General features: G+C 60.2%; 18 protein-coding genes. 3 read left to right on the top strand and 15 right to left on the bottom strand.

Annotated elements, in window-relative coordinates:
- Positions 1–32 precede the first annotated feature (32 nt).
- The 10 genes from JQ845_RS17470 to JQ845_RS17425 form a co-directional block, all read right to left on the bottom strand.
- Complete coding sequence (locus JQ845_RS17470) at positions 33–1,580, bottom strand: SUMF1/EgtB/PvdO family nonheme iron enzyme (protein ID WP_203009299.1); 1,548 nt, start codon at positions 1,578–1,580, stop codon at positions 33–35.
- The gene (locus tag JQ845_RS17465) at positions 1,570–2,793 is read right to left on the bottom strand and encodes an ABC transporter permease (RefSeq protein ID WP_127196635.1); all 1,224 of its coding nucleotides are present in this window, start codon (positions 2,791–2,793) and stop codon (positions 1,570–1,572) included. Before JQ845_RS17465 ends, JQ845_RS17470 begins: the two co-directional genes overlap by 11 nt.
- Positions 2,777–3,496 (bottom strand): ABC transporter ATP-binding protein, encoded by a 720-nt coding sequence (locus JQ845_RS17460; protein WP_003437878.1) that lies wholly within the window; start codon positions 3,494–3,496, stop codon positions 2,777–2,779. Before JQ845_RS17460 ends, JQ845_RS17465 begins: the two co-directional genes overlap by 17 nt.
- A 10-nt stretch (positions 3,497–3,506) precedes the next feature.
- Positions 3,507–5,492, bottom strand: a complete 1,986-nt coding sequence (locus JQ845_RS17455) for a vWA domain-containing protein (protein ID WP_003437880.1) — start codon at positions 5,490–5,492, stop codon at positions 3,507–3,509.
- The gene (locus JQ845_RS17450) at positions 5,489–6,505 is read right to left on the bottom strand and encodes a hypothetical protein (RefSeq protein ID WP_203009298.1); all 1,017 of its coding nucleotides are present in this window, start codon (positions 6,503–6,505) and stop codon (positions 5,489–5,491) included. Before JQ845_RS17450 ends, JQ845_RS17455 begins: the two co-directional genes overlap by 4 nt.
- 3 nt (positions 6,506–6,508) lie before the next feature.
- A complete protein-coding gene (locus JQ845_RS17445) occupies positions 6,509–9,220 on the bottom strand; it encodes a virulence factor SrfC family protein (protein WP_203009297.1) in 2,712 nt (903 codons plus the stop codon).
- Positions 9,217–12,282: a virulence factor SrfB gene (locus JQ845_RS17440; protein WP_127196631.1), complete on the bottom strand. Its 3,066-nt coding sequence runs from the start codon at positions 12,280–12,282 to the stop codon at positions 9,217–9,219. The genes JQ845_RS17445 and JQ845_RS17440 overlap by 4 nt, the downstream gene beginning before the upstream one ends.
- A gap of 18 nt (positions 12,283–12,300) precedes the next feature.
- Positions 12,301–13,698 (bottom strand): SrfA family protein, encoded by a 1,398-nt coding sequence (locus JQ845_RS17435; RefSeq protein WP_203009296.1) that lies wholly within the window; start codon positions 13,696–13,698, stop codon positions 12,301–12,303.
- A gap of 150 nt (positions 13,699–13,848) precedes the next feature.
- Complete coding sequence (locus JQ845_RS17430) at positions 13,849–14,295, bottom strand: bleomycin resistance protein (protein ID WP_010656740.1); 447 nt, start codon at positions 14,293–14,295, stop codon at positions 13,849–13,851.
- 46 nt (positions 14,296–14,341) lie between these two features.
- Positions 14,342–14,602, bottom strand: a complete 261-nt coding sequence (locus tag JQ845_RS17425) for an accessory factor UbiK family protein (RefSeq protein ID WP_003437892.1) — start codon at positions 14,600–14,602, stop codon at positions 14,342–14,344.
- Between the two features lie 417 nt (positions 14,603–15,019).
- Here JQ845_RS17425 and glnK point away from each other — a divergent pair, with 417 nt between their 5' ends.
- The 3 genes from glnK (at position 15,020) to sutA (ending at position 17,561) form a co-directional block, all read left to right on the top strand.
- Positions 15,020–15,358, top strand: a complete 339-nt coding sequence (gene glnK / locus JQ845_RS17420; protein WP_002555808.1) for a P-II family nitrogen regulator — start codon at positions 15,020–15,022, stop codon at positions 15,356–15,358.
- A 34-nt stretch (positions 15,359–15,392) separates the two neighbouring features.
- Entirely contained in the window at positions 15,393–16,730 is a 1,338-nt protein-coding gene (locus JQ845_RS17415; protein ID WP_003437894.1) for an ammonium transporter, read from the top strand.
- A gap of 504 nt (positions 16,731–17,234) precedes the next feature.
- Positions 17,235–17,561, top strand: a complete 327-nt coding sequence (gene sutA / locus JQ845_RS17410) for a transcriptional regulator SutA (RefSeq protein ID WP_003437896.1) — start codon at positions 17,235–17,237, stop codon at positions 17,559–17,561.
- A gap of 94 nt (positions 17,562–17,655) precedes the next feature.
- Here sutA and JQ845_RS17405 read toward each other — a convergent pair whose 3' ends face one another.
- Genes JQ845_RS17405 through lysA form a run of 5 tightly spaced genes read right to left on the bottom strand, consistent with a single transcriptional unit; the run spans position 17,656 to position 22,056 of the window.
- A complete protein-coding gene (locus tag JQ845_RS17405) occupies positions 17,656–18,348 on the bottom strand; it encodes an HAD family hydrolase (protein ID WP_127196628.1) in 693 nt (230 codons plus the stop codon).
- Positions 18,345–19,241, bottom strand: a complete 897-nt coding sequence (gene xerC / locus JQ845_RS17400; RefSeq protein WP_003437900.1) for a tyrosine recombinase XerC — start codon at positions 19,239–19,241, stop codon at positions 18,345–18,347. Before xerC ends, JQ845_RS17405 begins: the two co-directional genes overlap by 4 nt.
- A 2-nt stretch (positions 19,242–19,243) precedes the next feature.
- A complete protein-coding gene (locus JQ845_RS17395) occupies positions 19,244–19,960 on the bottom strand; it encodes a DUF484 family protein (RefSeq protein WP_010656738.1) in 717 nt (238 codons plus the stop codon).
- Positions 19,961–19,973: 13 nt separating this feature from the next.
- Positions 19,974–20,804 carry a diaminopimelate epimerase gene (gene dapF, locus JQ845_RS17390; RefSeq protein ID WP_003437904.1) on the bottom strand — a complete coding sequence of 277 codons (831 nt, stop codon included), beginning with the start codon at positions 20,802–20,804 and terminating at the stop codon, positions 19,974–19,976.
- Between the two features lie 4 nt (positions 20,805–20,808).
- Positions 20,809–22,056, bottom strand: a complete 1,248-nt coding sequence (gene lysA, locus JQ845_RS17385; RefSeq protein ID WP_003437906.1) for a diaminopimelate decarboxylase — start codon at positions 22,054–22,056, stop codon at positions 20,809–20,811.
- Positions 22,057–22,059: the final 3 nt, after the last annotated feature.

The following is a 22,059-nucleotide window of genomic DNA, read 5'->3' as shown; positions in this document are numbered from 1 at the left end:
CGTATTTCTCCTTGTTGAAGCAGGTATTGGGCTTATTGGGTGACCGATTTGCAGCTCTTCAACCAGGCGTCAGTGTCGATCCTCTGCTTTTGCAGATAGGTCTTCTGATTCGCCCAGTGAGTGCGCAGGTAAGGTTTGAGTTCTTGCAGTTGTTTGTTCTGGCCGATGATTTCTTCCATCACCGGCACCTGCGGTTCCAGCAGGGACTGGCCGTACAAGGACGCCGACTCCACCAGGCTGCTGGCGTAATAACGGCTGAGTTTGTGCAGACGGTCTTTCTGTTCGTCCAGCTTGCCTTTGCGCATGTCGCAGCTCGGGTCCTTGTCTTCGGACTCGCAATTGAGGGCGTAATTTTTCTGCAGGAAGTCCAGGTACTGGCCGTCATCGAGCATTTTGGTACACAGGAACGCCCCCAGATTGAGGCTGGCGCGAATCGCCTGGTCGCGGGTTTCTTCCTGCTGCTGATTGCTGGCACGCAGCTGGTTTTCCAGGGCCTGGAGCTTTTCTTTGAGGGCCTTGTCTTCCACCGCGGAGGCCAGCGAGTTCAGCTCCTGGACCGCGCCGCGGTCTTTCCCGGTGTCACCCTGGACAGCGCCCGTGCCGAGGCTCTGCCAACTCTTTTCGATGCTGCCCACACGCTCGCGCGAGGTCAGTGTCGGCGACACCAGAACCAGCCGCAGGCCGGTGGTTTTATTCTTAACCTGGCCGTCGGCGTTGTAGTAAGGCTCCTCTTTGCGCAAGGACGTGCGCACGTCCGCCTGGGGCGTCAGGTAGTTGCCACCGCGTACCACATAGCCGCCGGCCTGACCGTGTTGCCGGTCGAGTTTATTCAGGCGAAAGGGCTCGAACATCATTTCATCGGCATTACCGAGCATGTCGTGCAGGCCCAGCGGGTTGGGTTTTTGTAACCCGCCCAGTTGCAGCTTGCCGTTGGACGATTGCGCACCGCCGAACCACTCATAAGCGTTCAGGCCGTCCGGCATCGGGTAGCGTGTATCGCTGAATTCGGCGGCACCCACTTCCAGCCCGCCACGGGCGGCGAACTCCCATTCGGTTTCGGTCGGCAGGCGCAAAAAGCCCAGCGCACCATCTTCCTTGGGCAGCGCGGCGGCAGCGTTTTTACGCAACCACAGGTTGTATTTGTCGGCCACTTCGATGGCTTGTACCCAACTGATCGCCACCTGCGCCAAGCGCAGCTTGTTCGACGGCACCGGGCAGGTTTCATCGGTCAGAGCCTGATACTGCAACTGGCTCATCTCGTACTTGGCCATCAAGTAATAACGGGATTTGTCGGTTTTGCTGCCGGTGAAACTGCCGGAAATAAACGCGGGGCGCTTCTGCTCCACATACCCCCATTCGGCGCTGTCCTGACCGATATTGATCGGGTAGTCGTCCAGCGGGCCGGTAACGGGAATGAACACCTTGCGAAATACCATCGAGCCGTCGCAGGGCATGGGCAATACGACGTCACTGGCGTCGGCGGCCGGGTTGTAGAATTTCTCGTCCCAGGCCGCCGCCGAGGCGCCGGGCAGGTAGCCAAGGCTCAGGAATGCGAGCGCAACAACAGATTTATAACTCACGCAGACTCTCCGCAGGTTGGATGCTGATGGCCCGCAGGGCGCCGATCACGGCGACCAGTGCAGCGACCAACAGGGCGATCAGCAGGGCTGCCAGCCCGTGCCAGACAGTGATGTGGCAGACAAAGGTGCCGGTGGCCTGACTGCTGCCCAGCAGATGGTCGAACAGCAGGCTGCCCACGCCATAAAACGCCAGCCCGCCGACATAGCCGGCCAGGCTTAAGAGCAATGCCTGAGCGATCACGAACCCGGCCACTGCCGGGCTGCTGAAGCCCAGTAATCGCAGAACCGCCAGGCTTTTGCGTTTGCGGTCGATATTGGCCAGGAACGCACCGATCATCGAGGCGATGCAGCCAATCAGAGCGGCCCCGGCGATCACGCCAAAGATCAGCCCCAGTACATGGTTGATGGCTTTGACGTTGTCGATATCGGCCAGGCGGCTCGATGTCTCGATGTTCTGCTGGTTCAGCCAGCGTTCCAGCGGCGCCACGCTATCGATATCACGGGCATAGACCCGGGCGCGGGCATACAGCGGCTGCAAGTCGCCGACCGGTTTGCCGGTAGCAAGGCCAAACGCCGGGACCTGATAGCCATCGCGAAAGCGTTCCAGCTCGAGCAATAACGGCGGTGCAACGAAACCGGCGGCGCGGCCAAAGCGGGCGGCGTCGAGCACCGCGACCACGATCAGATTCAGCTCGCCGCGCTCATTGATGCCGTCCAGACGTCGGCTCACCCGCACCCGCACGCTGTCGCCGACATCGGCTTGCAGACGTTGGGCGGCACGGGCACTGAGGATCACCTGATTGGCACTCAACGTGATATCGGGCAGGTTCAGCAACGGGTCAGCCGCCGCGCTGGGGATAATTTCGGCGTTTTCGACAAAACGCTGCAGGCCCACCAGCAGGTCGGCCTGCGTATTCAGCGAACGGGTCTGGCCGATGGCGAAACCGACTTCAGGTCGCTGGCGCAAACCCTCGATCCAGGCGGTGTCGTAATTGCCGCTACTGAGCATTTTCACTTCAAGGTTGCGCGGGTCGCTGAGCAGTTCGTTCTGCAACTGGCTGACTACGCCATGCTTGAGCCCGAACAGCAGCAACAGCGGTGCGATCACCGCCACCAGCGACGCGGCGATGCACAAGGACACTTTGCGGTCATGCCAGAGGTCTTCGACCGCCAGCTTGCCGAGCAGGCCGAGGCGGCTAATCCATGGCTTCAAAGCGTGTTTCTCCCTGACCGCTGATGGCACCCAGACGCGGCAAACCAAAGTCGCGCACCAGCGCCCAGTCATGGGACACCACCAGTGCGCTCAAGCCCAGCTCATTCACCAGACTCAGCAACAATTCAAACAAACGCCTGGCGCTGTGGGGATCAAGTGCCGCGGTGGGCTCATCGGCCAGCAGCAACTGCGGCTCATGGGCGATAGCCCGCACGCACGCCACGCGCTGGCGTTCGCCGATGGACAAGGCCTGGGGCAACTTGTCCAGCAAGCCCTCCAGCCGCAGCGCCTGCACTGCACGCTCGACCTGCGCACTCTCGACCGGCATGCCGAGCAGGCGGCGGGGCAGTGTGATGTTGTCGCGCACGCTCAAAAACGGTAGCAAGCCGCCACTTTGCAAGATGAACCCCAGATGCCGCGAACGCACCGCCGACAACGCCGGCTGGTCATTGGCCGCGAGCATGCGGGCTATATCCAGTGCCTTGGCCCCTGGCTCATGACGCGCCGGACCAAGGCTGAAGCGCCCCAGTTCGACGGGCATCAGCAGCAGGCCGATGGCTTCGAGCAGGGTACTTTTGCCACAGCCGCTTTCGCCGGTGATGGCGAGGATTTCGCCGGCCTTTACCTGCAAGGCCGGCAACCGCACGCTATGGGCCTGCGCACCGCTGCCACGGCGCACCAGCATGTCCTGAATATCGAGCATGGGCGTCCCGTTAAGGCATCATTTCCAATGGCACCGGGTACACGTTGTCCCGTGCATCGCTGTCTTTGGCCAAGGCCACCCAACGGTCCACGTCAGCGTTGTAACGCTGGTAGTGGCGCAGCTTGGTGTTCAGGTTACGAATGAATTTCTCCTGGGCCAGACCATCCCAGCTCTTCCAGGTTTCTTCATCCAGGTTGAGGACTTCGCTCTGGTACGGCAGGTCTTCGAGGTACTCACCGAGCACACCCATGTCCGCCAGCCTGGCGTTGCCGTTCTGCTTGAGCTGATTGGGATCGGCGCCCATGGTCGCGGCGACGGAACGCAGGCGATCGAACATCTCGGTCGGCGAAATCAGGCCTTCGTTGGCGGCATCCAGAATCTGCTTCATCACGTCGCTCAAATCGCTGAGCTGTGACTTGGTCAGTAACACCCGGACATCGGTGGTGGGGATGTTTTGCTTGATCAGGTCGCGGTCAGTGATCCACGCCTGAAACACTGGCGGCGCCTGACTGTTGGTTTTTTCACCGAGGTACGCCAGTTGCATCGCGTGGCCGATCAGGGCCGCGTCATCCAGCAGTTTTTGCTCGGCCGGGTCTTTGCCGGCGACAGGCGCTTGCTTGGCGTTCAGCGCGCTGCCAATGGCATCGTCGCCCATGTAGGCGGCCTTGACCTGGGAGGTAATCGCGCTGGCCAGCGCATCCACTTTGCGCCCGAATGCTTGCACGTCACCGGCGTTGACCGGGTAGTACAGCGAGGTATTGGTGCCCGGGTAAGTCGACAGGTTTTGATATTGCGCTTCGGCTTTGCCGTGATCTTTGATCCCGGCCGGCGTTTTCAAGTGCAGGGTGTAAATCGCAACGCCGGGGTTGGCCGCCTCAAGGCGCACCTGGTCAGCGCTCAGCCCGGTGCTGCTCAGTGGGTCGTCGCCCTCGATGGCACCCGCATCGGTGATCAACACCACGTAGCGCGCACCGAACTGGGTCCAGTCCACTTTGTCGATACTGTGCATCACGCCCGCGAGCGAGTCCTCATCAAAGGCCTTGCTCGAGACTTTGGCCTGTTTGAGGTCAGCCACCCTGGCCAGAAAATCTTCGCTGCCGGTGACCTTGTTCGGGTCGGCGTACATTTTGCTCACGTATTCCAGGCCGGGTACGGCTTGGGTGCTGGAACGGAATGCCACCAGACCGAACTTGACCTGATTACCCAGGTTCTCGCTTTCAATCTGTTTGTAGACCTTGCGAATGGCCTCGCGGGTACGGTCGATATAAGGATCCATCGAGATCGTGGAGTCGATGACAAACACCACCGCCGCGCTGAATTCCTTCAACTGGCTGGATTTCGCGGCCCCCGTAGCGCCTGGGTTTGCGCCGGCCTGCAGCGGTTTGTCTTCAGCCTTGCTCACCGACGCTACATTCAACAGGCGGGTGCGAAAGCCTTCTTCGGTCATGACTTCTTCGCCGCTCAACACCGGCAGCAAGTAAAACTGCTTGTGCAGGTCAACGAAGTATTCCGGCTCCTGGGCCAGTACTCCCGGAGCCTGTACTCCTTGCTTGAGCTTGGCGCGCAACGGCGCGACTTTGCTCACCGGGTCCGGGGCATCGAGGATGCCTTCAAGGGTGGCGCGGTCTTTGAAGAACATCAGACGGTCGCGGTTGGCCGGGTTGGTGAATGCCAGCGTGAGCTGCATCTTCCAGTCCGTGGTACAGGCTGCAGGCAACCAGCCGATAGTTTTGCCGTAGCTGTCAGGGCCGACCTTGAGCCACTCGGCATTACCCGCCTGGGCCCGTTCATATACGTAAAAGCGGCTGAATGTTGGCTGCGCCGCACCGGCATCACCGCCAGCAGCACTGCTGAGCTGACAACCCGGGGTGGTCAACACGCGCTGGAACAGAGTTTTCTTGCCTTCCTGAATCAAGGGCTTGTCGTCGGCGCGGGCCAGCGAGCTGCCGATGGTCAGCGCCAGCAAAGCGCTGGCAGCCAATGCAAAACGGCTCACGGTTTCAACTCCTCAAAGCGCGCCTTGGCTTCGGCATTCTCAGGGTCGTGGCTGAGGATGGTTTCGTACCAGTACGCCGCGGTGGCCGGGTCCGGCTCGGCAAAGCACTGGCTGGCCTGATGGAATTTCGGGTCGTACTCATGGGCGTAGGCGGTGGCAATTTGCAGGTCACCGGCTTGCGCACGGTTGGCGTACAGCCGCTGGGCGATGCCGCAATGGTTGTTGGCCTTGGCCACGGTGATGATTTCCAGCAACTCGGCGCTGCCCGGCGAATTCTTGATGCAGGCCTGCACAACACTCAGCTCAGGCAGCACGGCCATGCTTTCCAGGGTACAGGCGGCATCGCCCGGTACAGGCTGCGGTGGCATCGGTTCAGGCACTGCCTGGGGTGTTTTGTTGAGCCAGAACCATGCGCCCAGGGCAAGGGCGGCCAGTACCAGCAATGCAATGAGCACCATCAACAACCAGGGTTTTTTCCTGGCTGGCACCGGTGGCGGCGGGGCCGCAGGTGCGGGCTCAATGACCGGCACGGGTTCCGGGGCCGGTTCGGTAACCGGCTCGGGAACCGGTTCAGGCAACACCACTGGCGCCACCGGGGTTTTCAGCTGGCCCGTGTCCTGGTGTACCGGGGCTTTGACATCCGTGGCGGCGCTGGATGATTGCAGGTTCTTGGCCGGGATCAGCATGCCGGCATCGCAATGGCCGTTACCGCCCTGCTCGCGCAATTCGAAGCGCAAGGTGGCCATGGAGCCCACTTCGAGTACCGGGTCGACCAATTGCGGGCCAACCACGGTTTCCAGCGCTTCGCCGTTGGCGGCGGCACTGAAGTGCGCCACCTTGAACCAGTACTGGCTGTTGCTCCAGTGCTGGTCGCCCTGCAGGAAATAGCCGTCCTGGTTACGCTGGACAGAGAACTCCAGACGCTCGTGGCCACCGGTCCAGTCTTTGACGATCAGGCACGCCTGACCGGCGATGTGGGGTTCAAGGGTGACCAAATCGACAAAAATTGACATTGCTTATCTCGCTTCAAACGCTTTGAGCACATGGCCCAGGCGTTCATTTTGTTCAGGGGTGAATTCGCTGCCGGTGCCGTGGCTGGCATTGTCCAGGGTGATGTGCGCTACCCCGGACAACCAGTCGCCAAGGAACTGCTGCGCCTGGTTAATCGGCTGCGCAGGCAGCTGCGGCAACGCGTCTCTGGCCACATCACCGTAGAACGAAAACAGCGCTTCGCGGTTGCCGGCATGGCTTTTAGGACGGGATTCAAGCGGTTCAGCGGTGTAACCGAACCAGGCCACAAAATCGCTCAGCACGCGCTGTACTTCCAGCACCTGGCGCTCGACCATCTGGTCGCGGCGCGAGCCACTTTGCGCACGCTTGAGCACGACGCGAATCAACTGGTCCTGCAAGCCGAGACGGTCACCGCTGAGGATCAACTCCTGAACCAGTGCTTCAATCGATTCTTTATCCAGCTCAAGGGCACGCATCAAACCCTCACGCTCCGGAACTGCACGCAAGTACTTCACCCAGTTCCTGAACACGGCACGGGCAAATTTGTGCTCGTTGCTTTGCAGCTCGGGAGCCTTGGACGCTGGCAACGGAGCATTGGCCGGGGCATCGAAGTCCACCGACAAATCACCGAAATCATCGCCAAAATCAAACTCGTTGCTGCTGGCATAAACGATCGATTGCCTGGCGGAGTCCTGAGCTGTATCGCCCGTCTCAGACACGCTGTCCTCTTCGTATACGCCGTTGAGGTAAAGCTCGCGGATCTCTTCGTTCGGCAGTTGCAAGGTGTTGATCAGCTCGCCCAGCACACCGCCGCGGCGCTTGAGCTGGGCCAGAATCATCTGCGCCTGGGTACGCTTGATGGCCACCATATCGGCGCCATCGGCCACGTAGTAACTGCCCAGGGTGTGCAAGGCTTTGCCGTTGAGTACCTTGTTCAGTTGCTCGCGGATGCGCTTGAGTTTGAAGTCAACGTTCGCCAGTTCCGTAAAGCTTTCGCTGAAACGGGTGATACCGCCGTCGTTGAGCGTGAGCATGGCGTCCCATGCCTGCTGTGCATCCTTGATGTACTTTTTGACATTCGGGCGCTCGACCAGAGTTTGGGCCATCAGCTCCAGCGTGCTGTGACTGTCCTCGGTGAAATGGCTTTCGTTGCCATCGGTACGACCAATGAATGCGGCCTGATGGCGCGGTTTGCGCACCAGATAGGTGTTATTGAACGCCTGGGCGCCTTGCCAGTTCGACATCCACGGGTAGTCTTTGAAGCGCTCGAGCATGGTGCGGGTCATCATGCCGTCCCACTCTTCTTCCAGCTCCAGGCGCGACTTCTTGTTCAATGACTGGGAAATGCACAGGTCAAACATGGTCAGGGTCCAGATCAAGCCCGTGGCACGTGCGCCACGCTCTTGCGGGGTCTCGCCCTGTGTCGCGTTGATCCAGCGCGTCAGCACCGGGCCGACATCGTTGACATCACTTTGCTTGGTGCTGTTGGTGCAGACCACCAGTGCGTTCATTTCCTGATCATCGACATAACGCTCGAACAGGTACGCGACCTTGCCGCGACGGATCAGTTGCGAGATCGAGTTGGTCTGGCCGTTTTCCCTGGCGATGGAGGTCACGTTCAGGCGCCCGCGATATCCGGGAAAATCCAGCAGGTCCATTTGCTCGACGATCTGCGCGGCCGGTACTTCAATCAGGCGGAAGGTCATCTCGGCGGTGAGGGCCGCCAACTGCACCAGGGAAATCGGGCCGGGGTTGTGCAACACACCCTCGACCATCGGGCGCACCGACACCGGCACGTCAGTGGCGCTGCCGTAACGCTCCAGAATGTCGACGTTCATGATGCTGTTGCGACGGCTGAATTCATCGCCTACGCGCTCGGCCAGCACTGACAGCGGTGCAAAAACGGTGTCGGGCATGCCCAGCCGATTGAGCGCTGCGCCCAACTGCTGGTACACCTGGGTCAAGCCATCCTGCTTGCCCCACAAAATCGAAAACAGCTCGCCACGCTCCTGGGGATTGAGGCGCGGGGCCAGGTCGATGACTTTCGGCCAATAGTGATGGGGCAGAACTTTGAGCGATTGTTCAAAGCTCTGGTTCAGGTAATCCATCAACGACACGACGTCTTCGGCACTCACCCCAGGCTGCAGCGGACCCAGCTCGCGGCCTTCGAAAGGTTGCAGGGCCTGGCGCACCACGCTGTCGTCGATCACGAAGGAGACTTTTTCCTGGTCGAAGTCTTTGAACCAGGTGTTGGCAAAAATTTTCGCCAGTTCGATTTCGCGGAAAAGCTTGAGCTCCACCGGGAAGTTGTCGTCTTCACTGGGCTTGGCCAGACGACTGAAACGGGTCACCAGCCCGGTGGCTTCGGTACCGCCACCGCTGGGGTTGATGCTCTCGATGAAGTTCATACGCTGCGGGCCGAACTGGGTCTCGAGGGCACCGTTGGCCCCTGCCGCCAGGGCTGAAATCAGGTAGGACTTGCCCGCCTGGGACAACCCGAAGAAGCCGGTGGTCATCGGTGTGGTGGCTACCCGGCCAAGGTTGCGGGCCATGTTGCGCGCCTGATACAGGCCCAGCTTCAGGTCAGCCGCATCGCGATCAAGTTTGGGCGCCGTAACCCGGCTTTTGTCCACCCAGCCCAGGGCCTGGCCGGCACCTTCGTAGACGGCATTCCAGCTGGCGCTGAGGGCGATTTGCTCTGGGGTCAGATTGCTCATTTGCGTTTTACGCTCCCGCTGTCCAGCCAGTACTTGCTGTCACTCAAACCTTCCACCAGGGTGGTGTTGAGTTGCAGCAAAAGGTCATTTTTGCTGAACGTTTTGTCGGTATTCGAATCCACGTATGTCACCTCAAGCTCGTCGCTCAGTTGTCCCTGGCGCTTCATCTGCTCGGTGGCCTCGCTCACTTTGAAGGACACGTAGACCACGGGCATCTCGTTGTTCTGGGTCTTGGCCTCGGTAAAGCGCTGCCGCCCCTGGGGGGAGAAATCCAGGGTGTAGAGCGGCGTGGCAGACCAGCGCTCGGCCGCCAGCTGACGGAAGCCCAGGCGCATATTGCCGCGCATTTCCAGCGCTGGCGGCCTTGCATCCAGGCCTTCACCGATTTCGGGCAGCACGATGCGCCCGTCCTCGGAGGTCAGGTCGCGGAACAGGACGTCCGAGTCAACGATGATGTTGGCCCCGTCGATCTTGCCGATGTGCTTGATGGTCGAGTACGGCCTCAGGGCCGAGGTGCGGAAATAAAAGTTCGGCACACTGTGGTTGGCGCACAGCAGGCACAGCATGGCGCCGACAGATGCCGTGCTTTTAGGGTCGTCGATCAGGCCGTTTTTATGGAACGGGTACCAGTTGCCGGTGCGGTAATTTTGCAGCGCAAGGATGCGCCCCGGCGGCAGTGGCAGCATCTTGCGGATAAACGCCTGAATGCCCGGCAGACGCGATGGCCGCCCTGTCAGGAGCAACATGTCGCATGGATAATGCGCAATGACCTCGCACAACCCGGCAAGGATCTTGGTGATGTTGATGCCACCGCTGATGAACGCGCCATGCAGTTTCTGCAAGTCCAGGGTAATCGGCGTTTGCAGCAGATCGAAATCGGTCTGAACCCCCAGCTCGCGGCGAACCGCGGTGTTCACATACTCCAGCACGTTGGCTCTGACAGCATCTTTTTCCAGCAACGTCAGGTAGGTGTGGTCACTGGCCGGCGTGGCGAACTCCGGGTTGTAGAGCTCGTAGCGGCGCAGCAATTCAAGGGCCAGCGGCGTGAACACCTGCAGGTTCAATTGTTGGCGCAACACCATGTCTTGCGCGCTGCCCGATTCGGCGCCGCACAGACGCGACATCAGGGAGCCGGGGAATTTAACCCCGGCGTTCTGCAAGGCGCTTTCAAAGCTTGGCAGAATGAACCCCTGAATCACGTCCAGCAGGATGTCGTCCCCCGCGACTTTGAAACCGTCACGGAAACGCTGCTCGGGCACGATGTGCACATTGCTGCCACTGCTGGCAGTGCCGGCACGGTCAAGACGGTAATCGGTGATCACCAGGTCGGTGGTACCGCCGCCTATGTCGATGGTGGCCAGGGTGATACGTTCGCGGTCCGTCTTGCCGGGGCGCGAGATGGCATCGAAGAATTCTTCCGGGTGCCCGGCGAAGTTTTCATTGACCTCGGTGTAGAGGTAGACCAATTGCCCGCACGAGGCCTCGTCCCACTCCACCCGCACCTTGGGCAGCGGCGTAGTGGCCGGGCTCGAGTCATGAGCGAAGGGGTCTTTGCGGTCGGTCTGCCAGTTCATGCTTTTCCACACCAGACCAATGGCGTGTCGCATGCGCTTTTCCAGGATGCTGCGCTCGGCCTGGGGCATGCCCGGCGGTACGGTCAGGGTGATGCTGTTGAGGCGCCGCGGTACGCGGGTATGGCCCTGACGCGAGCGCTGCGCCGGGCTATTGATTTGCATCAGCGCCTGGGCCAGCACTTCAGCGAGCATGAAAGTCATCAGCGAACTGCGCGAATAACGCGGTACAAACACCGCCAGGCCTGGGGTGTTGAAGCTGTGCAGCGCGTCGCCGGTTCCGTTGATCAGCAGCGAAAACGGTTTGGCGGTGGCAAACGGCTCGGCTTCCTTTTTGTCGAAGCTGTAGCTGAAGCGCCATCCGTGATCGTAGGCCTCTTCATCCCACAGATAACGCTTGGGACTGGAGAGTCCGGTTGAGCCCTCGGTGCCACGACGGCGACTCGCCAGCCGCGCGGCCTCCTTGCCAACCCGGGCGATGGTTGGCCACAGGAAAGCCTCCGTGTGGCCACTTTTTACCGAACAGTCATCCTTGCCAAAGGAAATCTGGGCAAACTCGACGCGACTTTCGAACGCGTCGTTGTAGATGTGCTCCGGGCTCATCAGGTCCCGCAGCTCAAGCACATAGTTGTCTTTGAGACCGGAGCCGGACTGGCCGTGGTTTTCGATCAGAATGCCGCAGGTGCGCGAGTTGCCAACATCTAGGATCAGATCCACCGGAATCGGCGGCGTGACACCACTGCCATGGCTGGCCACGATTTTAAGTTCGGGCAGTTTCACTTGCGCCGCCGGGGTGTTGTTGTCCCGGGTGGTGCAAGGCTCCATGAACAAGCTGAGCAGGTTCAGGTAATGGGCTTCGGCATGACCGTCCTTGATCTCTTTGTCCAGCTCATCGCGCGGGGTTTTGGGATGGCCTTGCGTGAATACTTCCAGCAGCCACTCCCGCACCCAGATCTGATCCAGAAACCAGCGGGCCTGCTGGGGCTTGCACGCCAGCTTGAACGATACGCCAGAGCTGGCGTCGCGCTCGACCGGCCCCAGATACAGGCTGGTGTCATGCTGTTCCATGAGCCGGGTATCCAGCGCGACCGTCAGGCGATGGGTGTTGCCATCAATGTCCGGCTCGGGCAGGCGCACCAGGCGCATCCGCGACCAGTTGGCCGGCCCCTGGTCAAAGCTCTGGGGCGGGCGGTAACGGAACACCGGGATCGGTACCCAGAGCCCGTCGTAGAGCTTGAGACTGGCTTCCATGCCGAGATTGAGGGTACTGCGTGCGTCAACGGTCTTGCCCGGCTCGCTTTCGTAAAAGTAGCTGGTCATGCCGTTGCGTTCGCCCTCTTCGAGGCGGCACAACAGGCCATTGGTCAACGGCGCGAAATCACCCGAGGGCAGCTTCCTGGGGTCCAGGCGCAGGGCGAAATCCATGAACTGGATGCCGGTATCGGCAACAAGGATAACGGTGTCTTCAAATTGGGTAACTTGAGGCAGCATGTCAGAGTTTTCCAGTCATTATTCGCCCGTCTGGCGCATGGTGATGGGGATTTTTTTGTCTTCGTAAGCGCCGGTGCAGTCGGCAATGCTTTTGGCCCCCTGACGACAATCGATTTGCGGCATGTCATAGCTGCTGCCATCGCTGCAGGCGGCCTGGGCCTGGCTATTGATCGCCAGGCTGCCGGCCTGCATGGCCGCAGAAACCGGGCCGGTGCAGCTGATGCCATTGGCCTTGCGCACAATGACCTCGCCCTTGCCGTCCTTGAACTGATACTCAAGGCGCAGTGACAGACCGGTGTTTTTGTCTTGAATGCCCGCGCCCGCGCGGTAGTGGCCGTTGAGGAAGGCGGCCTGGCCATCCGCGCTGTCGGCCGGGATGATCAACGGCTCGCCGGGTACAGGCACAGGTGCCGGAGTTTTCGGCAGCTCATCCGGGATTGTCGGCGGCGTCGGCGGCGTCGGCGGGGTAGTCGCGTTATCCGCTGTCGGCGGCTCTTGAGCCATGGATGCCTGGGCGTTATCGGTGCCTGGCGGCACCACCGACTCCGGCTGGACCGCAGGCGGGGTCTGCACTTCAGGCACCTGGCCTGCAGTTTCAGCCGTGCCCGCTGCCCCGCCAACCTGGCCACTGCCTGACAGCTCGCGCGATGGCGTGAGCGTGGACGTGGGGTTTGGCCTGGAAACAGGTTCAGAAACCTTGAGCCCGTCCAGGTTGAAGTCCACCAGCCATGCCGGCACTGGCACCCCCAACTGCGGGCCACAGCTGCGCAGACCAAACAGTAGCAACAGCAGCAGTAACAGCGGGATCAGCCACCACAACCAGCGCCACCACGACCGGGCCACCACTGGCACCGGCACCGGGGCGGGTGCCGGAGCAGGCTCGGCCAGCGGGGCAATCACCGGGGCAGGGGTAACGGGTGCTACCTGTGGCCGCAGACAGTACAGCGGGTCGAGGCCGTGGTCAGTGCCCGGACGACGGAAGCCCCAGAACGTCAGTACCGGTTTGCCGTTGACCAGATAAACGTAGTTCTCATCCGGAAATGGCAGCACGTGGGCCAGCAGCTTGCCGAACACCGTACGGTCTACCGAAGGTTTGTGGGCACTGTCGGGGTCGAGTTGTTCAGCACTGAGCTGATTGAGAAAAGACTGCAGCTGTTCCAGCTCGACAACGGCTTGAGCACGTTCCTGCGGGGTGGCGCTGGCCCAGGGAATCACATCGCCGGGTAGCTCGCTGTACCAGTCAATGTTGTCGCCCAGCTCATCGCTTTGAGGGATGGCCAGATGCGTTGCCATGTCAGGATTTTGGCAGCGAATCGCTTCGCGCAATTGCAGTGCCGCCCGATAGACTGGCTGACCGGTCTCACCCAGGGCAGTAAAAGCCCCGCTTTTGCCACTGCGAAGAAGTGCGCCGCGCATCCGTGCTCCGTGTTTTAAGTTCGCGCGGCAAAACCCGGACATGAGTCCGTACCGCTTCCTTGATTAGCTGGCGACAGTAATGTTTAAGGGCCATAGAGTCAAATGGCCATTATCTGGGGAGCCGTATTGGTTCAAAAAATGAGCGGTGGATCACCCTGGCATCGCGGGTGTCCGGGTGGCGGCCCGGGTTCCCAGGTCCTCGGCAAAGCGCAGCAGGTAGCCATCGGGGTCGAGCAGCAGGCAGTTGCGCTCACCGAACAACACCTCGTTGCTGCGGTACCAGCGCTCTTCAAGGGGTTTGCGCAATGTGTACCCGGCGGCTTCGAAACGGTCGATCAGGGCCTGGACGTCGGGGCATTTGATCGACAGGTTGATGCCTCGCCCGAAAGGCGCCTCCAGCGGCCCGACCCGCCAGGAGGAGGGTTCAAGATCATCCTGCTCCAGCATCAGCTGGCTGCCGTGATATGACAGAAACGCAAACTGATGCTCAGGTCGCTGGTACTCGATCTGAAAGCCCAGCACTGCGCAGTAAAAATCCAGGCTGCTGGCAAGGTCCGAGACGATCATCTCGGGGACCAGCCGATTCATCACCAACATACAAAAACGTCCTTGTTCATATGGGTAAACGCACCGCCTTGGCGCGTTATTCGGTCGGCGGCAGCAATCTGGCTTCCAGCTCGGCCACCTTGGCTTCCAGGCTTTCGAGGCGGGCACGGGTGCGGGCCAGAACCACCATTTGGCTGTCGAACTCTTCACGGCTCACCAGATCCAGCTTGCTGAAACCGCTTTGCAGCAAGGCTTTGAACTGGCTTTCGATTTCATTGCGCGGCAGCGCAGTTTCGCCACTGAGCACACGGGAAGCATGGCCACTCAGGGCGTCGAGGAGGTCTTTGGGCGCGAGCATGGGTAAGGTCCTGAAAAACTGATGGTGGCGAGTGTATCACGCAGTGTCCGGGCCCAATCTTCGGGGGCCTTCGCACGATTTTTGGGCGCCTGGCCTGCCGGGCACGCACTGTTTACGTGCACAAATGCCCTGCCAAATCAGGCCAAAAGCTATCAGCTATGGGTATCTCCCTGTAATTACTGACTTTTCCAGACATGGCAAGGTTTCTGCTTAGTTGGCTGTGACTCAGGCACTGATGCAGTAGCTGTGACCTAGGCAGTGCGGCAGGTGGTTCAGGGAAAGCTTTCGTCACCGGCGATTGAGACACGTGGAACAGCCTGAACAAGGCTGACGATGCGTTACAAAGCCAGACACTGCGCTTAGACTTGAGCCGGGTTTGTTTTCCTGGGGCAAGTCCACCAATTCGGGAGAAGTTTCATGAAGCTAGTCACCGCCATAATCAAGCCGTTCAAGTTAGACGACGTGCGCGAGTCGCTGTCTGAAATCGGCGTGCAGGGCATTACCGTTACTGAGGTCAAAGGCTTCGGCCGGCAGAAAGGTCACACCGAGCTGTATCGCGGCGCGGAATATGTGGTCGATTTTCTGCCAAAGGTGAAGATTGATGTCGCCATCGACGACAAAGATCTTGACCGGGTTATCGAGGCGATAACCAAGGCTGCCAACACCGGCAAGATTGGTGACGGCAAGATTTTCGTGGTCAATCTGGAACAGGCTATCCGCATCCGTACCGGCGAAACCGATACCGACGCAATCTAAGCCGCCATACCCCAACGCCCCAGGAGAAAACACTATGACTCTGCGTAAAATCGCAGGGCTCGGAGCCCTGCTGTCCGTCGTAATGCCAGGCCTGGCCATGGCGGCAGACGAAGTAGCGGCTCCAGTCCTCAATTCGGGCGACACCGCCTGGATGCTGACTGCAACGGCTTTGGTGCTGTTTATGACCATCCCCGGCCTGGCGCTGTTCTACGGCGGCATGGTGCGCTCCAAAAACATTCTTTCCGTGATGATGCAGTGCTTCGCCATTACCGGCTTGATCAGCATTCTGTGGGTCATTTATGGCTACAGCATCACGTTCGATACCACGGGCATGGAGCAGGGCGTCACCAACTTCAACTCGTTCATCGGCGGGTTCTCCAAAGCCTTCCTGGCAGGGGTGACTCCGGACAGCCTGACGTCCTCTACCGCACTGTTTCCGGAAGCGGTGTTCATCACCTTCCAGATGACCTTCGCCATCATCACCCCGGCACTGATCGTCGGCGCCTTTGCCGAACGCATGAAGTTCTCGGCCATGCTGATTTTCATGGGTGTGTGGTTCACCCTGGTGTATGCACCAATTGCCCACATGGTGTGGAGCGGTAATGGTGGCCTGCTGTGGGACTGGGGCGTGCTGGATTTCGCGGGCGGTACCGTGGTGCATATCAACGCCGGTATTGCAGGCCTTGTAGCGTGCATCGTGCTCGGCAAGCGCAAAGGCTACCCGAACACTCCGATGGCCCCGCACAACCTTGGCTACACCCTGGTGGGCGCCGCCATGCTGTGGATCGGCTGGTTCGGTTTCAACGCAGGTTCGGCAGCTGCCGCCAACGGCACCGCCGGCATGGCGATGCTGGTGACCCAGATCGCAACTGCGGCAGCGGCGCTGGGCTGGATGTTTGCCGAGTGGGTCACCCACGGTAAACCAAGTGCATTGGGGATCGCCTCTGGCGTGGTCGCCGGCCTGGTTGCCATCACCCCGGCAGCAGGCACCGTTGGCCCTATGGGTTCGATCGTGATCGGCCTGTCGGCGGGTGTGATCTGCTTCTTCTGCGCCACCAGCCTCAAGCGCAAGCTGGGCTATGACGATTCGCTGGATGCATTCGGCGTACACGGTATCGGCGGCATTGTCGGTGCCATCCTTACCGGTGTGTTTGCAGCGCCGGCCCTGGGCGGTTTCGGCACCGTGACCGATATCGCCGCTCAAGTCTGGATTCAGTGCAAAGGCGTTGCCTTCACCGTGATCTACACCGCGATTGTGACCTTCGTCATACTCAAAGTGCTGGATGCCGTAATCGGCCTGCGTGTGGCTGAAGAGGAAGAGGCAGTTGGCCTGGACCTGGCACAACACAACGAACGCGGTTACAACCTGTAACTGACGGTCAGAAAAATACCCGGCACGCCGGGTATTTTTTTGTCTGTAATGTGGCCTGATTCGCAACAATCAGATGACTTTTCCTGCTCCCATGTCCCGAGATCGGTTCAGCAATGATTTGTAGGATGATCACTTACAGCGCAACTCGACTATTAGCTGCTTTGCTTTTTTTTCCAGCGCGCTAGAATGCGCGCCGAAGGCCACAAAACTGTGTCCTGGCAGGACGAAGGCGGGGATGACCTCCAGACGCTTTCAAGGCCCAAGGGCCGGGCTGCCGGTTGCTCCAGCCAACACAGCGGAACAACTGGCACCGGACGTTCGGCAAGGTGCTTATTTGGGCGAGTGCCGCAATTGTTGCTGCGCTCGTAAAGTCCTCATCATTTTAATCAGTGGTGAGGCGTGAGCCGAGGTTTACCCAAGGCTACTTTTTCACCGGCGGCGGTCGACATTTGTCGCATCTGGTCTATATAACTAATCTGCTTTAAGTAAGTCATGGGGTAGAACATGAGCGACGACGATCTGGAAAATGATGACCTCGAAGTAGGTGACGAGGACGAAACCGAGGAAGGCCTGGAAGCGGCAGCCGAAGACGTTGCAGACGACGACAGTGGCGATGATGCTCCGGTTCCGGCAGCCAAAGGTAAATCCAAGGCTGCAGTGTCGATTGATGACCTGCCGAGTGTAGAAGCCAAAAACAAGGAGCGTGATGCTCTGGCCCGTGCCATGGAGGAGTTTTTGTCCAAAGGTGGCAAGGTGCAGGAAGTCGAGGCCAACGTGGTGGCAGACCCACCCAAGAAGCCTGACAACAAGTACGGCAGCCGTCCTATCTAAGGATTTATTGCCGGCTTGAAGAAAAAACCCGCCGTCGCTGCGGGTTTTTTTGTGTCTGCAGCCTTGGCCCATCTTCTGCAGGAGCGAGCTTGCTCTACAAAATGTGTTTCAACACCGCCGGCAACTCACTCAGGCAGCCGATCTCGGCATCCGCAGCCTTGTCGCCTTCCCAGCGCTTGCCGCCGGGGTTGAACCAGATCGCGCGCATGCCCGCCTGCTGGGCTCCGGCAATATCATCACCGGGGTGATCGCCCACGTGCACGGCTGCCGCAGGCGAGATATTGCCGCCACGCACCAGTGCCTCGTGAAACAGGCGCGCATCCGGCTTGGCAATACCGATGTCTTCGGCGCACAGCACGAACTTGAAGTGATGCCCCAGGCCGATGCGCCGCACATCGGCGTTGCCGTTGGTCACCACGCCCAGGTTGTAATCCCGGGCCAGTATCGTCAGTACCGGCTCTGCCTGCGGGAACAGCTGCAGCGCATGCCGGGCCTCGATGAACACCTCAAATGCCTGGTCTGCCAGGGTTGCAGCGTTCATGTAACCCGCGCCCTGCAATGCATGGAATAACACCCGCCGGCGCAGCGCGCTGATTCGGTGACGCAATTGCGGCTCGTCGCTCAATACCTGCTGACGCAGTGCCTGAAACGCCGCAACGTCCAGCGCGCCCACTTTTGGTGCATTGGCAACCAACCATTCGCGCAACCGGGTTTCAGCACTGACAATCACCGGCGCGGTATCCCACAGGGTGTCGTCGAGGTCGAAGGTAATCAACTCAATGGTCATTCATTGCCCTTACTGCGTTTGGCCCTTGGGTGGGCGCTGTCATAGACCGTTGCCAGATGCTGGAAATCCAGATGGGTATAGATTTGAGTGGTCTTGATGTCGGCATGCCCGAGTAATTCTTGCACGGCGCGCAAGTCCTGGGAGGACTCCAGCAAATGGCTGGCAAATGAATGACGCAACATGTGCGGATGCAGGTTTTGCCCCAACTCGCGCTCGCCGGCGGCCTTGACCCGCAACTGAATGGCCCGCGGCCCAAGACGCCTGCCACGCTGACTGACAAACACGGCGTCATCCTCCGGGTTGGCCAGTGCCCGCAACGGCAACCACGCCTGCAGCGCCTCACGGGCCTTTCTGCCCACTGGCAGCACCCGGGTCTTGCTGCCCTTGCCGAGTACTTCAACCAGTCCGTCGGCCAGGTCGAGCTGATCCAGATTGAGCCCCGTGAGCTCTGACAGGCGCAGCCCCGATGAGTAGAACAGCTCCAGGATGGCCTGGTCGCGCAGGGCCAGAAATTCGTCTTCAACCGCGCCCTCAAGCAATTGCAGAGCCCGGTCCGTGTCCAGGGTTTTGGGCAAGCGACGCTCGCCTTTGGGCGGCGCCAGGCCATTGGCCGGGTCGTGATCGCACAGGCCTTCACGATTTAGATAGTGATAGAGCCCTCGCACTGCCGACAACAAGCGGGCAATGCTGCGTGAGGACTGGCCTTGCTGATGCAGACGCGACACCAGTTGGCGCAGGCGCTGGATATCCAGTGCGCGCCAGCCGGCAATTGATTCTTTGCTGCAAAACGCCAGCACCTTGTTCAGGTCGCGGCGGTAGGCCTGCAGCGTATGGGGCGACACTTGGCGCTCACTGCGCAGGTGGGTGCAGTAAGCGTCCAGCTGTCGCTCCATGACTAACGTACCGGGCGCAGGGCGTTGGTGAAGCGCGGCAATACACGGCCCAGTACTTGCGCGATATAACCGAGGAACAGCGTGCCTACCGAGCTTTTGTAGTGCTGCGGATCGCGGCTGGCAAGGGCCAGAACACCATGCAGCCCCAGATGATTGAGAGCCACCACCGCGGTGGAACCAATCTCTTTGCGCTGCTCTTCACCGAACAAAAAGTCCAGTTCATGCTCACGCAAGCTGCCACTGACGGCCTTGCCTTCAGTCAGCAAGCCACCCAGGGCACGCTGAGCATCGGCGCTGCTGACCCAACGACCGACCGGCATGGGATTGTCACCAAACAGCACCAGGCTGACGAACGGCACCTGAAAGTCCTGACGCAGGCTGTCTTCGACGGCAATCACCAGCTCTTCAAGGCTGGTGGCGTCCATCAAGGCAAGGTTCAGACGACGGGTTTTTTCGAACAGCCGATCGTTGTCGCGGGCTACGTCCATCAACTGTGACAAACGATGACGCATCTCGATATTACGGCCACGCAACAGTTCCAGCTGTCGTTCTACCAGCGAAATCGTATCGCCGCGCTGGTGAGGAATCCGCAGCGACAGGAGCAACTCCTCACGCTGGCTGAAGAAATCCGGGTGAGCTTGCAGATAGGCCGCAACCGTCGCCGCCTCCGGGGTTTCAGCAGGCATTTCGAGATCTGCAGACTGTGGCTTGTCGGTCATCGTTAGCGCTCACTCATAAACGGACTTGTCCTTCGTAAACACGCATCGCCGGGCCGGTCATGATCACCGAATGACCCGGGCCTGCCCACTCGATGGACAGGCGTCCACCGGGCAAATCCAGAATCAACGGCGAGTCCATCCAGCCCTGGCTGATCGCCGCCACTGCCGCGGCACAGGCACCGGTACCGCAGGCCTGGGTTTCCCCGGCACCACGCTCCCAGACCCGCAGTTGCCCGCGCTGACGATCTATAACGTGCAGAAAACCGACATTGACCCGCGCCGGAAAGCGCGGGTGATGTTCAATTTTTGGCCCCAGTTCATGCACCGGCGCAGCGTTGATATCGTCAACGCGCAACACCGCATGGGGGTTGCCCATCGAGACGGCTGCCAGTTCAACGCGCTGGCCGTCGACATCCAGTTCATAGCTCAGCGCCTGGGCGTCGGCAATGAACGGGATCTCTTCGGGGACCAGTCGCGGCGGCCCCATGTCGACGCTGATTTGCCCGTCGCTGCGCACATTCAGTTCGATAATGCCGCCTTTGGTTTCGACCTTGAACTGGCGCTTGGTGGTCAAACGCTTGTCGAGCACAAAGCGCGCGAAGCAGCGTGCACCGTTACCGCACTGCTCAACTTCGGAACCGTCGGAGTTGAAGATCCGGTAACGGAAGTCCACCTCAGGATTGCTCGGCGCTTCGACCAGCAACAGCTGATCGAAACCGACGCCCGTGTGCCGATCACCCCATTGCTTGGCATGCTTGGGCAAAATATGCGCGTGCTGGCTGACCAGGTCGAGAACCATGAAGTCATTGCCCAGCCCGTGCATTTTAGTAAAACGCAGCAACATGGGATTACTCCGGCAACAGGCTTTCGCCGGCAAACAACTCAGCTACGGTCTCGCGGCGGCGAACTTCAAACGCCTGGTCGCCATCCACCAGAATTTCTGCGGCGCGACCACGGGTGTTGTAGTTCGAGCTCATGACAAAGCCGTAGGCACCGGCCGAATGCACAGCCAGCAAATCACCTTCAGCCAGCGCCAACTGGCGGTCTTTTGCCAGGAAGTCGCCGGTTTCGCAGATCGGCCCCACGATGTCGTAAGCACGGGCCTGAGTGTCACGCGGGCGAACCGCAGTCACGTCCATCCAGGCCTGGTACAGCGCCGGGCGAATCAGGTCGTTCATGGCCGCATCGACGATGGCGAAATCTTTGTGCTCGGTGTGCTTGAGATACTCAACCTGGGTCAACAGTACGCCCGCGTTGGCCACAATAAAACGGCCCGGCTCAAATACCAGCGCCAGATCACGACCGTCGAGACGCTCGCGCACGGCCTTGATGTAATCCCCGGCCAGTGGCGGCTCTTCATCGCGGTAACGCACACCCAGGCCACCGCCAAGGTCGATATGACGCAGATAGATGCCGCAATCGCCCAGGCGATCAACCAGCCCCAGCAGGCGGTCGAGGGCATCGATGAAAGGCTCGAGGGTGGTCAGTTGCGAACCGATATGGCAATCGACGCCAACCACTTCCAGGTTCGGCAACTGGGCGGCGCGGATGTACACATCCTCGGCATCGGCAATGGCGATGCCGAACTTGTTTTCCTTGAGGCCGGTGGAGATGTACGGATGCGTCCCCGCATCGACGTCCGGGTTGACCCGCAGCGAAACCGGCGCGCGAACACCCAGCTCGGCGGCCACCACTTGCAGGCGCTCCAGCTCATCGGTGGACTCGACGTTGAAACAGTGCACGCCCACTTCCAGGGCGCGACGCATGTCGTCGCGGGTCTTGCCGACACCGGAAAACACGATTTTGTCTGCCGAGCCGCCCGCGGCCAGCACACGCTCCAGCTCACCACGGGACACAATGTCGAAACCGGCGCCCAGACGCGCCAGGACATTGAGCACGCCCAGGTTGGAGTTGGCCTTGACCGCAAAACACACCAGGTGCGGCATGCCGTCCAGCGCATTGGCAAAAGCGTTGTATTGCGCCTCGATGTGCGCCCGGGAATAAACGTACGTCGGCGTGCCAAAGCGCTCGGCAATGGCCGTCAGTGCGACACCTTCGGCGAACAGCTCGCCGTCCCGATAGTTAAAAGCGTCCATGGT

This window comes from Pseudomonas paraversuta, assembly GCF_904063065.1.
Classification (GTDB): domain Bacteria; phylum Pseudomonadota; class Gammaproteobacteria; order Pseudomonadales; family Pseudomonadaceae; genus Aquipseudomonas; species Aquipseudomonas paraversuta.
The sequence above is the reverse complement of the archived record's forward strand: the minus strand, read 5'-3'. Positions and strand labels throughout refer to the sequence as shown.